Annotated in this window: 15 protein-coding genes; 3 read left to right on the forward strand and 12 right to left on the reverse strand. The window is 70.9% G+C overall.

The features are described 5' to 3' along the window. Window positions 1-4 precede the first annotated feature (4 nt). Window positions 5-445 carry a MarR family winged helix-turn-helix transcriptional regulator gene (locus BJ984_RS17235; protein WP_173184100.1) on the forward strand — a complete coding sequence of 147 codons (441 nt, stop codon included), beginning with the start codon at window positions 5-7 and terminating at the stop codon, window positions 443-445. 37 nt (window positions 446-482) lie between these two features. On the opposite strand, the gene BJ984_RS17240 is transcribed toward BJ984_RS17235, so the two are convergent. From BJ984_RS17240 to serA, 4 genes are all read right to left on the reverse strand, one after another. Next, window positions 483-1259, reverse strand: a complete 777-nt coding sequence (locus BJ984_RS17240; RefSeq protein ID WP_179549054.1) for a fumarylacetoacetate hydrolase family protein — start codon at window positions 1257-1259, stop codon at window positions 483-485. Beyond that, window positions 1256-2371: a branched-chain amino acid aminotransferase gene (locus BJ984_RS17245; RefSeq protein WP_179549055.1), complete on the reverse strand. Its 1116-nt coding sequence runs from the start codon at window positions 2369-2371 to the stop codon at window positions 1256-1258. The genes BJ984_RS17240 and BJ984_RS17245 overlap by 4 nt, the downstream gene beginning before the upstream one ends. A 35-nt stretch (window positions 2372-2406) precedes the next feature. Next, on the reverse strand, window positions 2407-3462 hold the full coding sequence (locus BJ984_RS17250; protein ID WP_179549056.1) for a 3-isopropylmalate dehydrogenase: 1056 nt from the start codon (window positions 3460-3462) through the stop codon (window positions 2407-2409). A 77-nt stretch (window positions 3463-3539) separates the two neighbouring features. Then, complete coding sequence (serA, locus tag BJ984_RS17255) at window positions 3540-5129, reverse strand: phosphoglycerate dehydrogenase (protein ID WP_179549057.1); 1590 nt, start codon at window positions 5127-5129, stop codon at window positions 3540-3542. 63 nt (window positions 5130-5192) lie between these two features. Here serA and BJ984_RS17260 point away from each other — a divergent pair, with 63 nt between their 5' ends. Beyond that, window positions 5193-5591: a DoxX family protein gene (locus BJ984_RS17260; protein ID WP_246306484.1), complete on the forward strand. Its 399-nt coding sequence runs from the start codon at window positions 5193-5195 to the stop codon at window positions 5589-5591. A 28-nt stretch (window positions 5592-5619) separates the two neighbouring features. Here the strand turns inward: BJ984_RS17260 and BJ984_RS17265 are convergent, their stop codons facing one another. From BJ984_RS17265 to BJ984_RS17290, 6 genes are read right to left on the reverse strand one after another with little or no spacing between them, the layout of a single operon-like run. Continuing rightward, window positions 5620-5961: a hypothetical protein gene (locus BJ984_RS17265; protein ID WP_179549058.1), complete on the reverse strand. Its 342-nt coding sequence runs from the start codon at window positions 5959-5961 to the stop codon at window positions 5620-5622. Continuing rightward, window positions 5958-6470 carry a hypothetical protein gene (locus BJ984_RS17270; protein WP_179549059.1) on the reverse strand — a complete coding sequence of 171 codons (513 nt, stop codon included), beginning with the start codon at window positions 6468-6470 and terminating at the stop codon, window positions 5958-5960. Before BJ984_RS17270 ends, BJ984_RS17265 begins: the two co-directional genes overlap by 4 nt. A gap of 24 nt (window positions 6471-6494) precedes the next feature. Beyond that, complete coding sequence (locus tag BJ984_RS17275) at window positions 6495-8627, reverse strand: glycogen debranching N-terminal domain-containing protein (protein ID WP_246306485.1); 2133 nt, start codon at window positions 8625-8627, stop codon at window positions 6495-6497. Continuing rightward, a complete protein-coding gene (locus BJ984_RS17280) occupies window positions 8624-9547 on the reverse strand; it encodes a carbohydrate ABC transporter permease (protein WP_179549060.1) in 924 nt (307 codons plus the stop codon). Before BJ984_RS17280 ends, BJ984_RS17275 begins: the two co-directional genes overlap by 4 nt. After that, window positions 9544-10710 (reverse strand): carbohydrate ABC transporter permease, encoded by a 1167-nt coding sequence (locus tag BJ984_RS17285; protein ID WP_179549061.1) that lies wholly within the window; start codon window positions 10708-10710, stop codon window positions 9544-9546. Before BJ984_RS17285 ends, BJ984_RS17280 begins: the two co-directional genes overlap by 4 nt. Window positions 10711-10754: 44 nt before the next feature. Continuing rightward, on the reverse strand, window positions 10755-11996 hold the full coding sequence (locus BJ984_RS17290; RefSeq protein ID WP_179549062.1) for a sugar ABC transporter substrate-binding protein: 1242 nt from the start codon (window positions 11994-11996) through the stop codon (window positions 10755-10757). Window positions 11997-12163: 167 nt separating this feature from the next. On the opposite strand from BJ984_RS17290, the gene BJ984_RS17295 reads away from it, so the two are divergent. Next, window positions 12164-13210, forward strand: a complete 1047-nt coding sequence (locus tag BJ984_RS17295) for a LacI family DNA-binding transcriptional regulator (protein WP_179549063.1) — start codon at window positions 12164-12166, stop codon at window positions 13208-13210. Between the two features lie 126 nt (window positions 13211-13336). Here BJ984_RS17295 and ilvC read toward each other — a convergent pair whose 3' ends face one another. Further along, window positions 13337-14362 (reverse strand): ketol-acid reductoisomerase, encoded by a 1026-nt coding sequence (gene ilvC, locus BJ984_RS17300; protein ID WP_179549064.1) that lies wholly within the window; start codon window positions 14360-14362, stop codon window positions 13337-13339. 46 nt (window positions 14363-14408) lie between these two features. After that, the gene (gene ilvN / locus BJ984_RS17305) at window positions 14409-14918 is read right to left on the reverse strand and encodes an acetolactate synthase small subunit (RefSeq protein ID WP_173184088.1); all 510 of its coding nucleotides are present in this window, start codon (window positions 14916-14918) and stop codon (window positions 14409-14411) included. Between the last annotated feature and the right edge of the window lies 1 nt (window position 14919).

Here is a 14919-nt window from a genome sequence, read left to right on the forward strand (position 1 = left end):
CCGAATGACGAACCACGCCGGCTCCGACCGAGCCGAGATCGCCGCGCGACTCGCGGTCGCCGTCGGGCGACTCAACCGCCGCATCCGCCCCGCCGGCGAGCTCACGCCCGGCCAGGTCTCGGCGCTGTCGATCATCGTGCGCCAGGGCCCGATCCGGCCCGGCGACATCGCGCGCGCCGAGCGGGTCGCGGCGCCGACGATCACGCGGCTGCTCACCGAGCTCGAGAACCGCGCCCTGATCACCCGGAGCGCCGACCCCGACGACGGCCGCTCGTTCTTCGTCAGCGCCACCGAGGCCGGCACGGTCGCCATCGCCACCGCGCGCCGCCAGCGCGCCGAGCGGGTGCTCGCGCTGTTCGACGAGCTCGACACCGATCAGATCGAACGTCTCGGCGAGGCGCTCGACGCGCTCGAGCTCGTGGCCGACAGCACCACCGCCGACTAGAGCTTCAGGCCTGACGACGTCGTCGTCGGGCCGGACTCTAGAGCACCGGGTTCGACAGCACCCCGATGCCGGCGATCTCGATCTCGACCGTGTCGCCGGCCTCGATCGCCGCGACGCCCGCCGGGGTGCCCGTGAGGATGACGTCACCCGGCAGCAGCGTGAACACCGACGAGGCGTAGGCGACGATCTCGGCCACCGAGTGGATCATGTCGGTCACCGGCGCGCTCTGCGCCAGCACCCCGTTCAGCCGCGTCTCGACCGTCGCCGCGGCGAGGTCGAACTCGGTCTCGATCACGGGCCCGATCGGGCAGAAGGTGTCGAAGCCCTTCGCCCTGGTCCACTGCCCGTCGCTCTTCTGCAGGTCGCGGGCGGTGACGTCGTTGGCGATCGTGTAGCCGAAGATCACGCTCGCGGCGTCGGCCACCCGCACGTTCTTCGCGATGCTGCCGATGACGACCGCGAGCTCGCCCTCGAAGTCGACCCGGCTCGACTGGGCCGGCCGCACGATGCGGTCGCCCGGGCCGATCACCGAGGTGTTCGGCTTCAGGAACATCAGCGGCTCGGCCGGTGCCGACCCGGTGCCCATCTCGGCGACGTGGTCGAGGTAGTTCTTGCCGATGCCGATCACCTTCGAGCGCGGGATGACCGGGGCCAGCAGCGTGGCGTCGGCGAGCGGCACGCGCTCCCCCGTCGTGTCGAAGCCGGCGAACATCGGGTCGCCGTTCAGCACGACGAGCTCGGCCACCCCCGCGTCGCTCTCGTCGAGGATGCCGAAGGTGATGGCGCCCTGGTGACTGAACCGTGCGATCTTCATGCGTCGAGCCTAGTCAGCCAGCCGTGGCGGTCGGCGACGCGGCCGTACTGGATGTCGGTCAGCTCCTGGCGGATCGACATGGTCAGCTCACCGGCCGGCGCGTTCTCGTCGCCGATCACGCCGTCGACCGACTTCAGCGCCGAGATCGGCGTGATGACGGCGGCGGTGCCGCAGGCGAACACCTCGGTGATCGACCCGTCGGCGACCCCCTGGCGCCACTCCTCGACGGTCACGTCGCGCTCCTGAACCGTCATCCCGCGGTCCTTCGCGAGCTGGATGATGCTGTCGCGGGTGATGCCCTCGAGGATGGTGCCGGTCAGTCGCGGGGTGACGAGCTTCGTGCCGCCGTCATGCACGAAGAAGATGTTCATGCCGCCGAGCTCGTCGATGTGCCGGCCGGTCTCCCCGTCGAGGAAGAGCACCTGCGCGCATCCGTTCTCATAGGCCTCCTGCTGCGGCAGCAGCGAGGCGGCGTAGTTGCCGCCGCACTTGGCCGCACCCGTGCCGCCGCGGCCGGCGCGCGAGTACTCGGTCGAGAGCCAGATCGACACCGGGGCGACTCCCCCGTGGAAGTAGGCCCCCGCCGGGCTGGCGATCACGTAGTACGCCACCCGCTGCGAGGGCCGCACGCCGAGGAACGACTCGTTCGCGATCATGAACGGTCGGATGTACAGGCTCGTCTCGGGCGCGCTCGGCACCCACGAGCCGTCGACGGCCACGAGCTGCTTCAGCGACTCGATGAAGTCCTCGGTGGCGAGCTCGGGCAGCGCGAGCCGCCGGGCGGAGCGCTGCAGCCGCTCCGCGTTCTTGCCCGGCCGGAACGTCCAGATCGAGCCGTCGGCGTGACGGTAGGCCTTCAGGCCCTCGAAGATCTCCTGCGCGTAGTGCAGCACCGCGGCCGAGGGGTCGAGCATCAGCGGGCCGTAGGGGATGACCTCGGCGTCGTGCCAGCCGTCCTCGATGGTCCAGTCGATCTTGACCATGTGGTCGGTGAAGTGCTTGCCGAACCCGGGGTCGGCGAGGATGACCTCCCGCTCCGCCTCGTCCCGAGCCGCCTGCGAGGGCGTGAGCTCGAACTTCAGGGGGAAGGTGGAGGACTCTGCGATGGTCATGGGCTGTCTTTCGTCAGTGGGTCGGAGTGGATTCTTCAGGCGCCGAGGGCCGCCACCACCGCGTCGCCGATCTCCGCGGTCGTGCGCGCAGGCCGGCCGTCCCGGGAGGCGATGTCGGCGACCACGGCGGTGCGCACGCGGTCGGCCGCATCCGTCAGAGCGAGGTGGTCGAGCAGCAGCGCCGCCGAGAGGATCGCGGCGGTGGGGTCGGCCTTCTGCTGGCCGGCGATGTCCGGCGCGGATCCGTGGACCGGCTCGAACATCGAGGGGAACGCGCCGTCGGGGTTGATGTTGCCCGAGGCCGCCAGGCCGATGCCGCCGCTGATCGCGCCGGCCAGATCGGTGAGGATGTCGCCGAAGAGGTTGTCCGTGACGATGACATCGAATCTAGCAGGGTCGGTGACCAGGAAGATGGTCGCGGCGTCGACGTGGAGGTAGTCGACGGCCACTTCTGGGAAGGTGGCCCCCACCTCGTCGACGACGCGCTTCCAGAGCCCGCCCGCGAAGGTGAGCACGTTGGTCTTGTGCACGAGCGTCAGCTTGTTGCGACGAGCGGATGCTCGCGCGAACGCGTCGCGGACGACCCGCTCGACCCCGTAGGCGGTGTTGATCGACACCTCGTTGGCGATCTCGTGCGGCGTGCCGGTGCGGATGGCGCCGCCGTTGCCGACGTACGGGCCCTCGGTGCCCTCCCGTACGACGACGAAGTCGACGTCGCCGTGCTCGGCGAGCGGCGAGGGAACACCCGGGTAGATGACGGTGGGGCGCAGGTTCACGTAGTGGTCGAGCGAGAAGCGCAGCTTCAGCAGCAGGCCCCGCTCGATGTTCGCGTTCTTCAGGCGGGGGTCGCCGGGCACGCCGCCGACGGCACCCAGCAGGATGACGTCGTGCGCCGCGATGGCGGCCAGGTCGTCGTCGGTGAGCACGTCGCCCGTCTCGAGGAAGCGGGCGGCCCCGAGCGAGAAGTGGGTCTTCTCGAACTCCACGCCTGCGCCGGGCGCGACCGCGTCGAGCACCTTGACGGCCTCGGCGACGACCTCCGGCCCGATGCCGTCACCGGGGATGAGCGCGAGCTTGATGGTTCGTTCCATGGGCCCAGCTTATTGCCGCGCGGAGCGGCGACAGTGCCGGGTGAGGCGGCGCCGCGCGGAGCGGCGCCCGCGCGGGCTCAGGCCGTGATGTCGACCTCGACCATGATGTCGGCCTCGATCGCGACGCGGAGGGCGTCGAGCAGCCCGTCGGGCACGGGCGAGTCGACGGTCAGCACACTGAGCGCCTTGCCGCCGGCCTCGTGCCGGGCGATCTGCATGCCGGCGATGTTGACCTGCGCCTCGCCGAACTCCTTGCCGTAGACCGCGACGATGCCGGGCCGGTCGGTGTAGAGCATCACGATCAGGTGCTTCGCGAACGGCACCTCGACGTCGTAGCCGTTGATCTCGACGATCTTCTCGATCTGCTTCGAGCCCGTCAGGGTGCCCGAGACCGAGACCTGGGAGCCGTCGCTGAGGGCGCCGGTGAGCGTGATGACGTTGCGGTACTCGGCCGACTCGGGGTCGGTGATCAGCCGCACGGCGACCCCGCGCTGCTCGGCGAGGAGCGGCGCGTTGACGTAGGACACGGTCTCGCTGACGACGTTGGTGAACACGCCCTTCAGCGCCGCGAGCTTCAGCACGCTGACGTCGTAGTCGGCGAGCTCGCCCTTGACCACCACGTCGACGCTCGTGAGGGGGCTGCCGGCGAGTCCCGAGAAGACCTGGCCGAGCTTCTCGACCAGGGCGATGCCGGGGCGCACGTACGGGTCGATGACCCCTCCGGCGACGTTCACCGCATCCGGAACCAGCTCGCCGGAGAGCGCGAGGCGCACCGACTTGGCGACCGAGACGCCGGCCTTCTCCTGCGCCTCGTCGGTCGAGGCGCCGAGGTGGGGCGTGACGACGACGTTCGGCAGGGCCAGCAGCGGCGACTCCTTCGGCGGTTCGCTGACGAACACGTCGAGGCCGGCGCCCGCGATGGTCTTCGAGGTCAGGGCGCGGTAGAGGGCGTCCTCGTCGATCAGGCCGCCGCGGGCGACGTTCACGATGAAGGCGGTGGGCTTCATCAGCGCCAGCTGCTCGTCGGAGATCATGCCCGTGGTCTCGGGCGTCTTCGGCATGTGGATGGTGATGAAGTCGCTCTGCGCGAGCAGCTCGTCGAGGGTCACGAGGGTGACGCCGAGCTGCTGGGCGCGGGCGCTCGTGACGTAGGGGTCGTAGGCGATGACGTTGACGCCGAACGCCTGCAGGCGCGCGGTGATCAGCGCGCCGATGCGGCCGAGGCCGATGATGCCGACGGTCTTCTCGAACAGCTCGACGCCGGTGTAGGCGGAGCGCTTCCACTGCCCCTGGGCCAGCGCGGCGTGCGCGGCGGGGATGTGACGGGCGAGGCTCAGGATGTGCCCGACCGTGAGCTCGGCTGCCGAGATGATGTTCGAGGTGGGCGCGTTGACGACCATGACCCCGGCGGTCGTGGCCGCCTTGATGTCGACGTTGTCGAGACCGACGCCCGCGCGCGCGACGACCTTGAGCACGGGAGCCGCGGCGATGGCCTCGGCGTCGACCTTCGTGGCCGAGCGCACGAGCACCGCGTGGGCGTCGGCGAGGGCGGCCAGCAGCGCCGGACGGTCGGTGCCGTCGACGGAGCGAACGTCGAAGTCGGGCCCGAGGGCGTCGACGGTGGCGGGGGACAGTTCTTCGGCGATCAGCACGACCGGCTTCGACACGGTGCGGGTCCTTCGGTTCATCGGCGGGGAGCCCGTCCAGCGTAGTGCAGGCAGAATGGCCCGATGGACTTCATGACGTCGGGCGTCGTCCTCGACGTGCTCCGCCTGCTGATCGCCGCCGTGTTCGTGCTCATGGGCGTGAACCACTTCGTGCCGCGCTCGGCCCGCACGATGGCCGCGATGATGCCGCCCCGGATGCGCGGGACGGGCATCCTGGCCCCGCTGAACCTGGTGTACCTCACCGGGGCCTGCGAGATCGCGGGCGGGCTGGGGCTCGTCTTCCCGCCGACGCGGATCGCGGCGGGAATCGCGCTCGTGGTCTTCCTCGCCGCGGTGTTCCCGGCGAACGCCTACGCGGCGACACGGCGCGACCGCTTCGGCGCCCTCGCCGTGCCGTTCGTGCCGCGGCTGATCGCGCAGATCGTGCTCGCGGCGCTGATCCTGCTGGTGGCCTTCTTCTGACGAGGTCCGCTGCGGCCGGCCAGGCCCGCTAGAGCGAGACCAGGCTGAGCGAGACCACCGACACCACCGCGAAGCCCACGGCGAAGACCACCGCGCGCTCCCAGGTGCGCAGGGTGCGGCCGACGAGGAGCGCCGCGATGTAGACCACGATCGGCACGACGGCGTAGCCGATGATCAGCGCCCAGAGCCCCGTGTCGGGCGCGGTGCCGTAGCTGTTCAGCAGCGAGACGACGCCGATCAGGTTCGCCAGCCCGCCCCACAGATGGTAGGCGTACAGGAACGCGAAGACCAGCGCCACCGCCCAGCCCGCCTTGCCGAAGGTGCGGAACCCGCGCTTGGCGGGAGCGGCCGGGGCCGTCGCGGCGGTCACGCCGTGCCCCCGATCAGGAACGGCCAGGGGATGAGCACGAGCACTCCGATCACGAGCCAGAGGAAGCGGTAGCGCCGGCGCCGCTGCGTGATCAGCAGCGTCGCCACGAACCACAGCGGCGCCGCGGCGATCGCGAGCGTGCGGGCGATCAGGTCGCTGAAGACCCCGAACGTCACGTCGATCGCCAGCTCGTAGCGGCTGAAGAACACGATCCAGCCGATCGTGTAGAGCAGGTAGACCCCGCCGAGCACACCGAGACCGATCAGCGCGGCCGAGCTCAGCTGAGCGGATGCGCGTTCCGCCTCCTCGAGCTCGCGCTCCGCCGCGCGGTCCTCCGCGTCCTCCGCCTCGTCGAGCACCGTGCGACGTGCCGCGGCCGGCGCCGTCTCACCCCGGCGCGGGGCCCGTGCGCGCGGAGCCGCCGCACCGGCCGGCGCCCCTTCGGGCGCGAGGGTCGGATCGTCGTCACCGGCCCACCCCAGGGCCTCGTCGTCGCGCGCGTCGCTCATGCCCTCACCCTACCGGGGCTCGGGTCAGGCGAGCGGGGTGGCGGTGGCTGCGTCCGGGGTCGCGACGACGCGGAACGCGCGGCCCGCGACGCGCAGGCCGTCGAGCGTCACGTGCCCGAGGGCGGCGTCGGCGAGCGGCGCCACGAGGAGGGTCGTGCGGTCGGGCGCGGGACGCGCATCCGTCGCCGCCACCGCCACCGCCACCGCGGCCGCCGCCGACCAGGCCTGCGGCCGGCATGCCGCGGGGTACGGCGCCGGCACCGCGGTGACCGCCGCTGAGTCTCCTGAGTGCAGCTCGGGCATGCGGTAGCCGAAGGACTCGGCCGCGCGCAGCAGCCCCCGCCCGAGCTCGGCCGCCTCGGCGCGGAACCCCTCCCGCGCGAGCCCCTGCACCGCGATCGCGGTGTCGTGCGCCCAGACCGAGCCGCCGTGATAGCTCAGCGGCCAGAAGCCGGCCGAGTCTGTCGCCATCGTGCGCAGGCCGAAGCCCGAGTCGAGCCGCTCGTCGACGAGCAGCCGGGCGACGTCGGCGGCCTCGTCGGCGTTCAGGATGCCCGTGCCGAGCAGGTGCCCGATGTTGCTGGTCAGCGTGTCGACCGGTCGCTTCGCCGCGTCGAGCGCGATCGCCGGGTAGCGGCCGCCGTCGCGCTCGATCCAGAAGGAGGCCCGGAAGCGATCGGCGAGCGCCGTCGCCCAGGCCCGCCACTCGTCGCCGTCCGGCTCGCCGAACGCGTCGAGCAGCTCGGCGCCGTCGCGGGCGGCCTGATAGGCGTAGCCCTGCACCTCGCAGAGCGCGATCGGCCCCTCGGCGAGGCGCCCGTCGCGCCACTGCACCGAGTCGCCGGAGTCCTTCCAGCCCTGGTTCGCGAGGCCGTGCCCCGTGGTGTCGGCGTACTCGAGGAAACCGTCGCCGTCGCTGTCGCCGTGGTCGCGCATCCATTCGAGGGCGCGCTTCAGGTTCGGCAGCAGCGGCCGCACCTCGTCGTCGGGGAGACCCCAGCGGCGGGCCTCGGCGAGCAGCACGATCCAGAGCGCGGTGGCGTCGACGGTGCCGTAGTAGAGCGGGGGCAGCGTGATGTCCTCCCCCGGCATGGTGAGCTGGCCGGGCCGCAGCTCGTGCATGATCTTGCCCGGCTGCTCGGCGGTCTCCCCCACGGTGCGCTCGCCCTGCAGCCCGGCGAGCACCCGCAGGGTCGAGGCGGCGAGCTCGGTGCCGAGCGGAAGCAGCAGGCGGGCGGCCCAGAGCGAGTCGCGGCCGAAGAGGGTGAAGAACCAGGGGGCGCCGGCCGCGAGGAAGGGCTCGCCGGGTGCCCGGCTCGTCTCCATCCGCAGGGCGGCGAGGTCGTGGAGGGCGCGGCGGTTCCAGTGCGCCAGGCGGCTGTCGCCGGCGTCGACGCGGGCGTCTGCCCACTCCGCGGTTCCGGATGCGCCCGTCACGACGGCCGCCGAGTCCTCGAGGGCGAGTCGCCAGCTGAGCGTGGCCGAGCCGTGTGCCGGTACGACGAGCGGCCAGGTGAGGGTCACCCGGGCGGCGGGGTCGGTGCCCTCCCCTTCCGCCACCGCGATCGCCGCGCCGGGGGCGTCGAGCCGGGCGGTCGAGGTGCCGGACGCGAGGAGCACGGCGTCGCCCCGCTCGACGGCGGTGACCGGGTCGAGGGCGGCGCGCGCATCCGGAGCCCCGTCGAGCCCCGAGCCCGCGAGCCCCGCCTTGACGATCTGCATCGGCGCGAAGTCGGCCGCCAGCGTCAACCGCACCTCGGTGACGATCTCGTGGCCGAGCGCCGAGGTGAGGCGCAGTTCCTCGGCGAAGCCGCCGGGCGTCACCGTGCGGCGAGCATCGAGACGCACGCGCGGGTCGGCGGTGCGGTCGTCGATCGAGCGGACGAGCGCCGTGAAGACCGTGTCGGACGACCCGTGGGACGACTGCGACACCGTCTCGGGCGCCGCCCCGCCCACCTCGAGCCCGAGCCCGCGCAGCACCCGCGTGTCGGAGTGGTAGACCCCATGGATCGGCTCCGTCATCGCGCCCGAGGCCGCCGACCAGGCCTGGGTCGGCGCGGCGAGCACCACCGTGGCGTCGTTCAGGAAGGGCTGCAGGGGGTGGGACATGGCGGGGATCTCCTGGGAGGTCGACGGGGAGGGGAGCACGGCGGTCATTCCTTGACGGCCCCCTCGCTGGCGTTCATGATGCGGCGCTGGAAGATGAAGAACATGACGGCGACGGGCACGGTCATGATGGCGGCCGCCGCGAGCTTCAGCGGGTACTGCGTGCCCTGGCTGAGCTGCCCGGAGGCGAGGGAGGCGACGCCCTTGGTGAGCGTCGTCAGCTCGGGCGACTGGGTCGAGACGATGAAGTGCGAGAGCTCGTTCCACGAGCCCTGGAACGACAGGATCACGATGGTGATCAGCGCCGGACGGGCCATCGGCAGCACCACCGACCAGAAGATGCGGAAGGTGCCGGCGCCGTCGATGCGGGCCTGCTCCTCGACGCTCGCGGGGATCGACTCGAAGAAGTTCTTCATGATGAACACCCCGGCGGCGTCGACCAGCAGCGGGATGATCATGCCCGCGTAGGAGTCGTAGATGCCGAGCTGGTTGATCACGAGGAACTTGGGGATCAGCAGCACCACGAGCGGCACCGACATCACCGCGACGAGCCCGGCGAAGATCACGTTCCGGCCCCGGAAGTCCAGCCGCGCCAGCGCGTACCCGGCGAGGGAGGCGAGGAACACGCGGCCGATGGTGACGAACACCGTCACGACCGCCGAGTTCGCGAACCAGGTCGGGAAGTCGGAGTTGAGGAACAGCCGCTCGTAGGCCGCCGTCGTCCAGGTCTGCGGGATCAGCGAGAGCGGGTCGCTCGCCGCTTCCGCGTCGGTCTTGAACGAGGTGGCGACGTCGATCAGGAACGGGAAGATGTAGACGATCGCGATGACGGCCAGGATGGCGTAGAGCACCGAGGTGCTCGCGATGAAGCGGCCGCTGCGACGGCGGCGGGGCTGCTTCCGGGCGCTGCTCGACGCCGTCGGCTGCGTCGGCTGCGCGGCGCCGCTCAGGGTGCTCGTCGCGGTGCTCATGCCCGGCCCTCCTTGTTCGCGGTCTGGCTGCTCGCGATGCTGTACGCCCGCATCCGTCTCTTCGACACGGGGCGGTCGCGCAGCACGATGCGCTGGATGATCGTCAGCACCACGATGATCACGAACAGCACGAACGCGATCGCGGCGCCGCGGCCCCAGTCCTGGCTCTCGAACGCCGAGGTGTACGAGAGGTAGGCGGGGGTGACCGTGGTCTTTCCCGGCCCGCCCTGCGTGCCGGTGTAGATCTGGTCGAACACCTGCCAGGTGCCGATGAGCCCGAGGGTCAGCACCGTGAACAGCGTCGGCCTCAGCTGCGGCAGGGTGACCCGCCAGAAGCGCTGCCAGCCGTTGGCGCCGTCGATCATCGCCGCCTCCTGCACGTCGCCCCCGAGGTTCTGCAGTGCCGCGATGAACAGCAGCATGAAGGTGCCGGAGGTGGTGAAGACGGCCATCAGCACGAAGGCAGACATGGCCACGCTCGGCCCGGCCCACCAGTCCCACCACGAGACGCCGAGGGTGGTGTTCCCGGTCATCCACTCCGGGCCCTGCGTGATGCCGACCGTGGCGAGCAGGTTGTGCACGACGCCCGAGGGGTCCTGGAACCAGTTCGGGCCGTTGACCCCGAACCACGACAGCACCTTGTTGACGGCTCCGGATGCTCCGAAGAGGAAGAGCCAGAGCACCGTGATGGCGACCGAGCTGGTGACGCTCGGGAAGTAGAACGCCGTGCGGAAGAACCCACGCCCCTTCAGCACCTGCCGGTTCACGAGCACCGCGAGGAAGAGCGACAGCGCCGTCTGGATCGGCACCACGAGCAGCACGTACCAGGCGTTGTTGCGGAGGGCCACGCCGAAGTCGCGCTCGGCGAGCCCGCCGCCGGCGAGCAGCTCGTCGTAGTTGTCGAGCCCGACGAAGTTGACGCTCGACGCGAAAGGACTCCCCCGGCCCGACCAGTCGGAGAAGCTGACCCAGAGGGCCATCAGCACGGGCACGACGAGGAAGAGGCCGAGGATGATCAGCATCGGGGCCGTGAACAGCCAGCCCGCGATGCCCTCCGACTTGCGGATGCCCTTCGGCGCCCGGCGGCCCGAGGGCCTCTTGGCGGCCTTCGGTGCCCCTCCGGGCGACGCCGCGGTGGGCGGAACCGTCACGGATGCACTCATTCGATCCTCCTCGACCTCGTCGTCGTGATCATCGGCCGATCGTCCTACTGGACGATCGCCTCCATGTTCTTCTGCGCGGTCTCGAGGATCGCGGCCGGGTCACCGGTGGACAGCGACTCGAGCTGCGAGTTGAGGTCCTTGATCACGTCGGCCGAGCCCTCGAGGGTCGGCACGCCCTGGGCGTAGTCGGCCGAGTCGAGGAACGCGGCCTTGTCGGGGTTCTCGGTCTTCCACTGCTCGGCGGCCGACTGCACCGACGGCATCACGCCGAAGGCCTTGGCGAACTCGAGCTGCTGGTCGGTGCTCGTCAGCTTCTCGACCAGGGCGAGAGCGGCCTCCTGGTTGGGGCTGTCGGCGGCGATGCCCCAGCAGTTGCTGAACTGCAGGGTGCCCTCGCCACCGGGGCCGGCGGGCAGGGCGGCGACGGTGTACTTCACGTCGGGGTAGTCGGCCTGCAGGCCGCCGGCGATCCAGTTGCCCTCGATGGTCATCGCGGCCTGGCCCTTGCCGAAGGCCTCGCCGCCCCAGCCGGCGCCGAGGTCGGAGGAGTACTTCGCGACGCCGGCGCTGAACAGGGACTTCACGTACTCGAGCGCCTCGACGTTCTCGGGGCTGTTCACGGTCGCCTCGGTGCCGTCCTCGTTCAGCAGGCTGCCGCCGGCCTCGGCCATGAAGGCGCCGACGCGGGCGTACTCGGGCGAGAACGCCAGGCCCACGTGCTCGGGGGTGGTGAGCTTCTGGGCCACGGCGGTCAGCTGGTCCCAGGTGGTGGGCACGTCGGCGTCGGTCAGGCCCGCCGCCGTCCAGAGGTCGGTGTTGATGATCAGGGCGAGCGTCGAGAAGTCCTTCGGGGCGCAGTAGAACTGGCCGTCGTAGGTGAAGGAGTCGACGAGGGTCGGGTAGAAGTCGTCCTTGTTCGAGAGCTGGTCGCCGTAGGGGTGCAGCGAGCCGTTGGCCGCGTAGCCGGCCAGCGCGTCGGTCGAGACGTAGAAGACGTCGGCCGGCTTGCCGCTCGCGAAGCCCTGGCTGAGCTGCTGATTGAGGTCGGAGGCGGTGTTCAGGGTGGCCTCGGTGCCCGACTCCTCCGACCACGCGGCGACGGCGTCGGTGACGGCCTGGGTCTCGGCGTCGCCGCTCGAGCCGATCAGCACGGTGAGGCCGGCGCTGTCGTCTTGGGCGGCGCCGGTCTCGCCGGCGTCGTCGAAGCCCGAGCCGCAGGCCGAGAGGGTGAGTGCGGTCGCGGCGGCGAGGCCGAGCGCGACGGCGAGGGAGCTGCGTCGTTGCATGGTGTTCTCCTTGTGTGCGGGGGTTGTTTTGATCGATCCAAAGAGTGCGTCAATGCGATTTGATCGTTCAAACCAGTGCTCACCACCATAACCCGGCTCCTCGGATGCGGCAACTACCGGTGCTAGGTTCGTTGGAACGATCAAGCTTCGAGGCCGAGGGAGGACCGATGGGCGCGCTCCCCACCATCCACGACGTCGCGCGTGTCGCCGGCGTCTCCCGCCAGACCGTCTCCAACGTGCTGAACTCCCCCGGCATCGTGCGCCCCGACACCCGCGACCGCGTCACCACCGCCATCGCTGAGCTCGGCTACCGCCCGCACGAGTCGGCCCGGCGCTTGCGCACCCGCAAGAGCTCGACCATCGGCATCCGCATCGACCCGATGACCGACGGCATCTCGGGCAGCGTGCTCGATCGCTTCCTGCACGCCCTCACCGAGCAGGCCGCCGCGCAGGGCCTGCGCGTCATGCTCTTCACGGCCACCGATCCCGACGACGAGATCCGCCAGTTCGCCCGCCTCCGCGACGGCGCCGACGTCGACGCCTTCGTGCTCACGAGCACCTTCCACGGCGACCCGCGCACCGAGTGGCTGATCGCCAACGAGCAGAGCTTCGTCACCTTCGGACGCCCCTGGGGCATCGACGACATGAACGACCCCGCCCACCTCTGGGTCGACGTCGACGGCTGGTGGGGCCTGCACGAGGCCACCACCGCGCTGCTCGCCCAGGGCAAGCGCCGCATCGGCTACATCGGCTGGCCCAGCCCCTCCGGCACCGGTGACGACCGCCGCCGCGGCTGGCACGACGCGATGACCGCCTCCAGCGGGCTCACGGATGCGCAGCTGACCCCCCTGGCGATCGCGACCCCCGACGGCGTCACCCCCGGCGGCGCGGCACTCCGCGCCCTCCTGGCGGGCCGGCCCGGAGTGGCCCCCGTCGACGCCGTCGTCTGCGCCTCGGACTCCCTCGCGCTCGGCGCCCTGATCGCCTCGGCCGGCTCGATCCCCGTGATCGGCTACGACGACACCCCCGTCGCCCAGGCACTCGGGCTCTCGAGCGTCGAGCAACCGCTCGACGAGGTCGCCTCCGGCGTCCTCGAGCTCCTCACGGGCGCCCACCGCGGCCGCCCCGACACGGGGCCCACCTCAGACCCGCGCCACCGCCTCGTGCGCCCCCGCCTCGTCCTCCGCTCCCCCGCGCCCCTCCCGGCCGCCTAGCTCCCCTCGAGTCGTCACAGATCGCCCTCTCAGGGGCGCGAGAGGACGATTCGCGGCGGTTCGATCAGCGGCCGAACGGGAGAGGGCCCCGGAGCGATGCTCCAGGGCCCTCAGGGGTGGGACGGGTCAGCGCGCAGCGCTGCCATCCGTGTAGTCGGCGTCCTGCTGCTTCCACGCGAAGAGCGCGCGCAGCTCCTTGCCCGTGGCCTCGATGGGGTGCGCGGCACCCTTCTCGCGGAGCGCGAGGAACTCGGGAGCCCCGGCGTCCTGGTCGTCGATGAAGCGCTTGGCGAACGCGCCCGACTGGATGTCGGCGAGCACGGCCTGCATGTTCTCCTTCACGTGCGGGTCGATGACGCGCGGGCCCGAGACGTAGTCGCCGTACTCGGCCGTGTCGGAGACCGACCAGCGCTGCTTGGCGATGCCGCCCTCCCACATCAGGTCGACGATGAGCTTCAGCTCGTGCAGCACCTCGAAGTAGGCGATCTGCGGCTGGTAGCCGGCCTCGGTCAGGGTCTCGAAGCCGTACTGCACGAGCTGCGAGACACCGCCGCAGAGAACGGCCTGCTCGCCGAACAGGTCGGTCTCGGTCTCCTCGGTGAAGGTGGTCTTGATGCCGCCGGCGCGGAGGCCGCCGATGCCCTTGGCGTAGCTCCAGGCGAGGTCCCACGCCGAGCCGGTCGCGTCCTTCTCGACGGCGACGATGACGGGCACGCCGCGGCCGGCCTCGTACTCGCGGCGCACGGTGTGACCCGGGCCCTTCGGGGCGACCATGATCACGTCGACGCCCTCGGGCGCCTCGATGTAGCCGAAGCGGATGTTGAAGCCGTGGCCGAAGACGAGGGTCTTGCCGTCGGCGAGGTTCGGCTGGATGTCCTGGGCGTAGATGCCGCGCTGGTGCTGGTCGGGCGCGAGGATGACGATGACGTCGGCCCACGAGGTGGCCTCGGCGACCGAGACGACCTTGAAGCCGGCCTCCTCGGCCTTGGGGGTCGACTTCGACCCCTCCTTGAGCGCCACGACGACCTCGACGCCCGAGTCGCGCAGGTTGAGGGCGTGGGCGTGGCCCTGCGAGCCGTAGCCGACGACGGCCACCTTCTTGCCCTGGATCAGGGACAGGTCGGCATCCTGGTCGTAGAAGATCTCGGTCACGTGTTTCTCTCCTTGTGTTGGGTGAAGTGCGAAGTGGTGAAGATGGTCAGTTCTTGAAGACGCGCTCGGTGATGCTCTTCGAGCCGCGGCCGATCGCGAGGAGGCCCGACTGGGCGATCTCCTTGATGCCGTAGGGCTCGATCACCTTGATGAAGGCCTGCGTCTTGCCGGAGTCGCCCGTGACCTCGATCACGAGGGCATCCGTCGACACGTCGACGACCCGCGCCCGGAAGAGGTTCACGGCCTCGAGCACCTGCGATCGCGTGGTGTTGTCGACGCGCACCTTGACGAGCAGGTGCTCGCGCTGCACGGACTGCGCCGGGTCGAGCTCGACGATCTTGATGACGTTGATCAGCTTGTTCAGCTGCTTGGTCACCTGCTCGAGAGGGAGGTCTTCGACGTCGACCACCACCGTGATGCGGGACAGGCCCGGGATCTCGGAATGGCCGACGGCGAGCGATTCGATGTTGAAGGCGCGGCGGGCGAAGAGCCCGGCGACGCGGGTCAGGAGACCCGGCTTGTCCTCCACGAGGAGGCTCAGGACGTGGGTGCTCATG

The organism is Herbiconiux flava (genome assembly GCF_013409865.1).
Taxonomy (GTDB): domain Bacteria; phylum Actinomycetota; class Actinomycetes; order Actinomycetales; family Microbacteriaceae; genus Herbiconiux; species Herbiconiux flava.

What these genes read in the sequence shown, in the direction of transcription:
- BJ984_RS17240 (WP_179549054.1), bottom strand. Translation starts at nt 1,259, where the DNA reads ATGAAGATCGCACGGTTCAGTCACCAGGGCGCCATCACCTTCGGCATC.
- BJ984_RS17260 (WP_246306484.1), top strand. Translation starts at nt 5,193, where the DNA reads ATGGACTTCATGACGTCGGGCGTCGTCCTCGACGTGCTCCGCCTGCTG.
- BJ984_RS17285 (WP_179549061.1), bottom strand. Translation starts at nt 10,710, where the DNA reads ATGAGTGCATCCGTGACGGTTCCGCCCACCGCGGCGTCGCCCGGAGGG.
- BJ984_RS17250 (WP_179549056.1), bottom strand. Translation starts at nt 3,462, where the DNA reads ATGGAACGAACCATCAAGCTCGCGCTCATCCCCGGTGACGGCATCGGG.
- BJ984_RS17280 (WP_179549060.1), bottom strand. Translation starts at nt 9,547, where the DNA reads ATGAGCACCGCGACGAGCACCCTGAGCGGCGCCGCGCAGCCGACGCAG.
- ilvN (WP_173184088.1), bottom strand. Translation starts at nt 14,918, where the DNA reads ATGAGCACCCACGTCCTGAGCCTCCTCGTGGAGGACAAGCCGGGTCTC.
- BJ984_RS17290 (WP_179549062.1), bottom strand. Translation starts at nt 11,996, where the DNA reads ATGCAACGACGCAGCTCCCTCGCCGTCGCGCTCGGCCTCGCCGCCGCG.
- BJ984_RS17245 (WP_179549055.1), bottom strand. Translation starts at nt 2,371, where the DNA reads ATGACCATCGCAGAGTCCTCCACCTTCCCCCTGAAGTTCGAGCTCACG.
- BJ984_RS17235 (WP_173184100.1), top strand. Translation starts at nt 5, where the DNA reads ATGACGAACCACGCCGGCTCCGACCGAGCCGAGATCGCCGCGCGACTC.
- BJ984_RS17270 (WP_179549059.1), bottom strand. Translation starts at nt 6,470, where the DNA reads ATGAGCGACGCGCGCGACGACGAGGCCCTGGGGTGGGCCGGTGACGAC.
- BJ984_RS17275 (WP_246306485.1), bottom strand. Translation starts at nt 8,627, where the DNA reads ATGACCGCCGTGCTCCCCTCCCCGTCGACCTCCCAGGAGATCCCCGCC.
- BJ984_RS17295 (WP_179549063.1), top strand. Translation starts at nt 12,164, where the DNA reads ATGGGCGCGCTCCCCACCATCCACGACGTCGCGCGTGTCGCCGGCGTC.